The sequence below is a fragment of the Psychrosphaera sp. genome, from assembly GCF_982872775.1.
Genome location: NZ_CEYNSH010000064.1, coordinates 1 through 4,989, shown reverse-complemented (window position 1 = coordinate 4,989; position 4,989 = coordinate 1). Strand labels below are relative to the sequence as shown.

Here is a 4,989-nt window from a genome sequence, read left to right as displayed (position 1 = left end):
ACAACAGCTCGTTACTCTATGCCAATGGGTAATGACGGTGAACTATACGTTTACGGTGACTACGCGTACCAAGGTGAAACGAATATCTTTATCTATGAAACAGAAGAATACAAAACGGACGGTCAGTTTGAGCTAGGCCTTCGCATTGGTTACATTCATTATGACTTAGATATGGAAATTGCAGTATTTGGTCGTAACATAACAGACGAAGACAACCTTAAAGCAGGTGTAGATTTCAACAACAATACTGGTATTGTTAATGAACCTACTACTTGGGGTATCGAGTTCAAGAAGAACTTCTACTAATAATTTAGGTAGTTCTAACTACTCGTTTTATTATTAAATGAAAGCCCGCTCATTGAGCGGGCTTTTTTGTGTCTAGTTGATAGGTGCTTAAAGAAATTGGCGCAGTGATGCTTATTTAAAGGAAGTAGGGTTCAGAGAGTGACGATAGGAACATTGACTCTATTTGCACTAAAACCAGTATTTTACAATTAGATGAAAAAAAAGCTTAATCTATTGGAATTAACTACAGGCATTAAAAAGTACAGGCAATAAAAAAAGCGAGCATTGCCCGCTTTTATTTTTATGTTGAATATAATGTAGTCGTTATACCGTCATAATCTTCATCGTGTTGGTCGCACCAATAGTTTCCATTTTATCACCATGCGTTAGCATGACCATGTCGCCTTTTTGCAAACGGCCTGCTTCAACTAGTGCATTGATTGCTTCACGTGCATCGTCTTGTTCAAATTCTGTTGAATCAAATGAAAGAGGGTAAACACCACGGAACAGCGCACAGCGGTTCAATGTTTTTTCATGGCGAGATAAAGCATAAATCGGCAAACCAGAGCTGATTCTAGAAAGCAAACGTGCCATACCACCAGACTCTGTTAGTGCGACAATAGCTTTGATGCCTTTTAAGTGGTTTGCGGCGTACATAGTTGCCATTGCAACCGTTTCAGAAACATTATCAAATTGAACATCCAGTCTGTGCTTCGAACTTAAAACACTAGGGTGCTTTTCTGCACCTAGGCATACATTCGCCATGGCAGTCACTGTTTCAACAGGGAAATCACCAGCAGCGGTTTCTGCTGAAAGCATAACTGCATCTGTACCATCTAGCACCGCATTCGATACGTCCATTACCTCAGCTCGAGTCGGCATTGGGCTAGAAATCATCGATTCCATCATTTGTGTCGCCGTAATAACGGCTTTATTAAGTTGGCGAGAGCGCGCAATGAGCTTCTTCTGAACACCAACTAATTCAGCGTCACCAATTTCGACACCAAGGTCTCCACGAGCAACCATGATCACATCAGAAGCTAAGACAATATCATCAATTGCTTCATCAGTCGCGACGGTTTCAGCTCGTTCAACTTTTGCAACGATGCGCGGATTAAAACCCGCTTTCTTAGCAAGACCACGTGCATACTCAATATCTGCGCCATTTCTTGGGAACGAAACGGCAAGATATTCAACACCAATTTCTGCTGCGGTCACGATATCTTCTTTGTCTTTGTCTGTTAGTGCAGGTGCTGTTAAGCCACCGCCTTTACGGTTGATACCTTTATTGTTTGATAGAGGACCGGCAACCGTCACTTCAGTATTTACCTTACTACCTTCGACAGATTTTACTTCTAACTGAACGCGACCGTCGTCCAATAATAAAATATCACCTGTATTCACATCTTCAGGTAACGCTTTGTAATCGATACCAACTTGGTTTTGATCACCAGCGTCGCGGTCTAGGTTTGCGTCTAAAACAAACTTGTCGCCTACAGATAAGTGGATTTTTCCGTCTTTGAAACGTGCAACACGAATCTTAGGGCCTTGAAGATCGCCCAAAATCGCAACATAGGTATTTAGTTTTTTTGCTACCTCGCGTACGCGTTTGGCGCGGTCGATGTGATCTTGTGCCGAGCCATGAGAAAAGTTCATACGTACAGTGTTAACGCCGGCGGCAATGATTTTTTCTAATACACCATCACGGTCCGTTGCAGGACCTAGTGTTGAAACGATTTTAGTTCTTCTCAATGCGTTCGTCATTTAGAGAAAGCTCCTAGATTGAATACAGTTAATATGTAATTTAATTACATTTTGAAAGAATTGAAGAAAATTACAAGGCTTATTTCACACAAAGCTGAATTTTTATTACATGTCGGACTAGTTTAACAATGGAGTAAGACTAAATGACGACATAAAGATTGATGAAGAAAAGTGTAGCTGATTTTACAAATAAGGTTGGCACAGCGTAGTGCACCTGATAGAAAAGGCGTTTAACTAATTAGCCAATAGTAAAAGTATAATGTAAATATAAGAAAAACGTCGCTTTGTTAAAGAGTTGAGTGGCAACAAAACGACGTTCGCTATCGGACGATTAGTCCTTTTTATCAAAGCGAGAAGGGCGCAGAGAGTCCTTCACTTTCTTTAGGTTATCTCTGAACTTAGGACCACGTCGCAAAGTAAAGCCTGTGGCTAACACGTCTACGATCACTAATTGGGCAATACGAGAAGCCATCGGCATATACAAGTCGGTGTCTTCTGGAACGTCAGGGCTCAAACAAATGTTACATTCTTTGGCCAGTGGTGAGTCTTTCGATGTTACTCCAATAACGGTAGCATCGTTTTGACGGGCAATTTCAGCAATTTCAACTAATTGTTTTGTTCTACCAGTGTGAGAGAACAACATAACAACATCGCCCTCAGAGCTGTTCATGCAATTCATACGTTGCATAACAATGTCTTCAAAACAATTAACTGGTACATTAAAACGGAAGAACTTGTTTAGTGCGTCTTGCGCTACAGAAGCCGATGCACCAAGACCAAAAAATGAAATCTTTTTCGCTTGCGTCAAAATATCAACGGCTCTGTTTACTTGGCTAACATCTAGGCTTTTACGAGCGCTATTTAATGAGGCCATCGTCGATTCAAAAATCTTCGCTGTGTACTCTTCAGGGCCATCGTGTTCGTCTACGTGACGGTTTACATAGGGAGTACCATTTGCAAGGCCTTGTGCAAGGTGTAATTTGAAATCTGGGAAGCCTTTGGTGTCCAAGCGGCGACAAAAACGGTTTACCGTTGGCTCACTAACATCTGCAATCTTTGCTAGTGTAGCGATGCTTGAGTGAATTGCTTGCTCCGGGTTATCAATAATGACTTCTGCTACTTTACGCTCAGACTTACTGAACGTTGTGATTTGTAAGTTTATTTTTTCTAAAATGTTCATTAATTGGCCTCAACTCTTATAAGACGTACGGAATATTTGCAAGAAATCTAAAAAAGGGTGTCACCATATTTCAAATACAGGTTAAAATTACACTGCTATATCTGCAAAATTTCGCGTTATGTCATGCATTAGAAATTAATTACCAAATAAAAACAACAAAATTAGTTAAAAGTTTACTTTTGTGTAAAAAAATTACAAAAGTTGGCTTTACACAGCCTACATTTGTTCGATAGCATTAGAGCAATGTAGTTTAATTACAAATAAACTGACCATCTTATTGGAGAGTCTAATGGCCAAAAACTTAAGCCATAAACCATGTGATTTAGTTCTATTCGGAACCAAGGGTGACTTGGCAAGACGTAAGTTAATTCCTTCACTTTATCAACTAGAACGAGCAGAACTACTTGCTGCAGAAACTAAAATTGTTGGTGTTGCCAGAGACAAACATGATTTAAAAGGCTACAAAAAAGTTGTTTCAGACAGCTTGAAGGAGTTTTTAAAAGAGCCAGTAGACAAGGAAGTTGAACAACGCTTTTTAGCAAGATTGGAATATTGCCAAGTTGATATGACGGTAAAAGGTGATTTTGACTCTATTGCTAAGGTAGTTGATCTCGATAACAGAACGATGGTGAATTACTTTTCGACGCCGCCTTCAGTATTTGGCGCGATTTGCGAAGGGCTATCTCACGCAGGTTTAGTTAACGATGAAACCAGAGTCGTGGTTGAAAAACCCATCGGGCATTGTTTAGAGTCGTCGAAAGTTATTAACGACAAAATTGCTGAGCACTTTAAAGAAGAACAAATTTATCGTATTGATCATTACTTAGGTAAAGAAACGGTTCTTAACTTGCTAGTGTTACGTTTTGCCAATGCTATCTTCACTAACAACTGGGATCACGAATGTATCGATCACGTTCAGATTTCAGTTGCTGAGTCGGTTGGTGTAGAAGGGCGTTGGGGCTATTACGATGACGCGGGTCAAATGCGCGACATGGTTCAAAACCACCTATTACAAATCCTTTCATTGTTGGCAATGGAACCACCTGTTGATGTATCAGCAGACAGCATCCGTAATGAAAAACTTAAAGTTCTAAAGGCGCTTAGACCTATAACGGTTGATGACTCTTCAGAAAAGACAGTACGAGGTCAGTATACAAAAGGCTTTGTGAACGGCCAGCAGGTTCCTGGTTACCTTGAAGAAGAAGGCGCGAATACTGAAAGTAGTACAGAAACTTTTGCAGCAATTAGAGTAGATATTGATAATTGGCGTTGGGCTGGTGTGCCATTTTACTTGCGTACTGGTAAGCGAATGCCAGTTAAAGGCACAGAAATCGTAGTTCATTTTAAAGAACTGCCTCACAACATCTTCAAAGAAACGTACAAAACTCTGCCAGCGAACAAACTAATTATTCGTCTTCAACCACATGAGGGCGTAGAGATTCATTTAATGAATAAAGTCCCTGGTTTGGGCGAAAAAATGGAACTTCAACAGACTAAACTGGATTTAAGTTTCTCAGATACATTTAAAAATGACCGTATTGCAGATGCTTACGAGCGCTTGATGTTAGAGGCTATGCTCGGTAACCAGTCACTCTTTGTCCGTCGCGATGAAGTTGAGGCTGCGTGGGCTTGGGTCGACGGTATTTTGGATGCATGGGACAAATCGAATGAACCACCAAAAGAGTACGCGGCTGGCTCATGGGGCCCAGTAGCGTCAATTGCTATGTTGGCCAAAGACGACAGAGAATGGGACGAATAAT

At 40.7% G+C, this 4,989-nt stretch carries 3 protein-coding genes and 1 pseudogene; 2 read left to right on the top strand and 2 right to left on the bottom strand.

Going from position 1 to position 4,989, the window contains the following annotated elements; all coding sequences use genetic code 11:
- Nucleotides 1–306: pseudogene (locus AC4E96_RS13285) on the top strand (TonB-dependent receptor); the annotation flags it as partial.
- A gap of 303 nt (nucleotides 307–609) precedes the next feature.
- Here the strand turns inward: AC4E96_RS13285 and pyk are convergent.
- Nucleotides 610–2,049: a pyruvate kinase gene (gene pyk / locus AC4E96_RS13280; protein WP_490256159.1), complete on the bottom strand. Its 1,440-nt coding sequence runs from the start codon at nucleotides 2,047–2,049 to the stop codon at nucleotides 610–612.
- A gap of 331 nt (nucleotides 2,050–2,380) precedes the next feature.
- Nucleotides 2,381–3,229 (bottom strand): MurR/RpiR family transcriptional regulator, encoded by an 849-nt coding sequence (locus AC4E96_RS13275; protein WP_488033333.1) that lies wholly within the window; start codon nucleotides 3,227–3,229, stop codon nucleotides 2,381–2,383.
- A 289-nt stretch (nucleotides 3,230–3,518) separates the two neighbouring features.
- Here AC4E96_RS13275 and zwf point away from each other — a divergent pair, with 289 nt between their 5' ends.
- Nucleotides 3,519–4,988 carry a glucose-6-phosphate dehydrogenase gene (zwf, locus tag AC4E96_RS13270; protein ID WP_488033334.1) on the top strand — a complete coding sequence of 490 codons (1,470 nt, stop codon included), beginning with the start codon at nucleotides 3,519–3,521 and terminating at the stop codon, nucleotides 4,986–4,988.
- Nucleotide 4,989 lies beyond the last annotated feature (1 nt).

What these genes read in the sequence shown, in the direction of transcription:
- pyk (WP_490256159.1), bottom strand. Translation starts at nt 2,049, where the DNA reads ATGACGAACGCATTGAGAAGAACTAAAATCGTTTCAACACTAGGTCCT.
- AC4E96_RS13275 (WP_488033333.1), bottom strand. Translation starts at nt 3,229, where the DNA reads ATGAACATTTTAGAAAAAATAAACTTACAAATCACAACGTTCAGTAAG.
- zwf (WP_488033334.1), top strand. Translation starts at nt 3,519, where the DNA reads ATGGCCAAAAACTTAAGCCATAAACCATGTGATTTAGTTCTATTCGGA.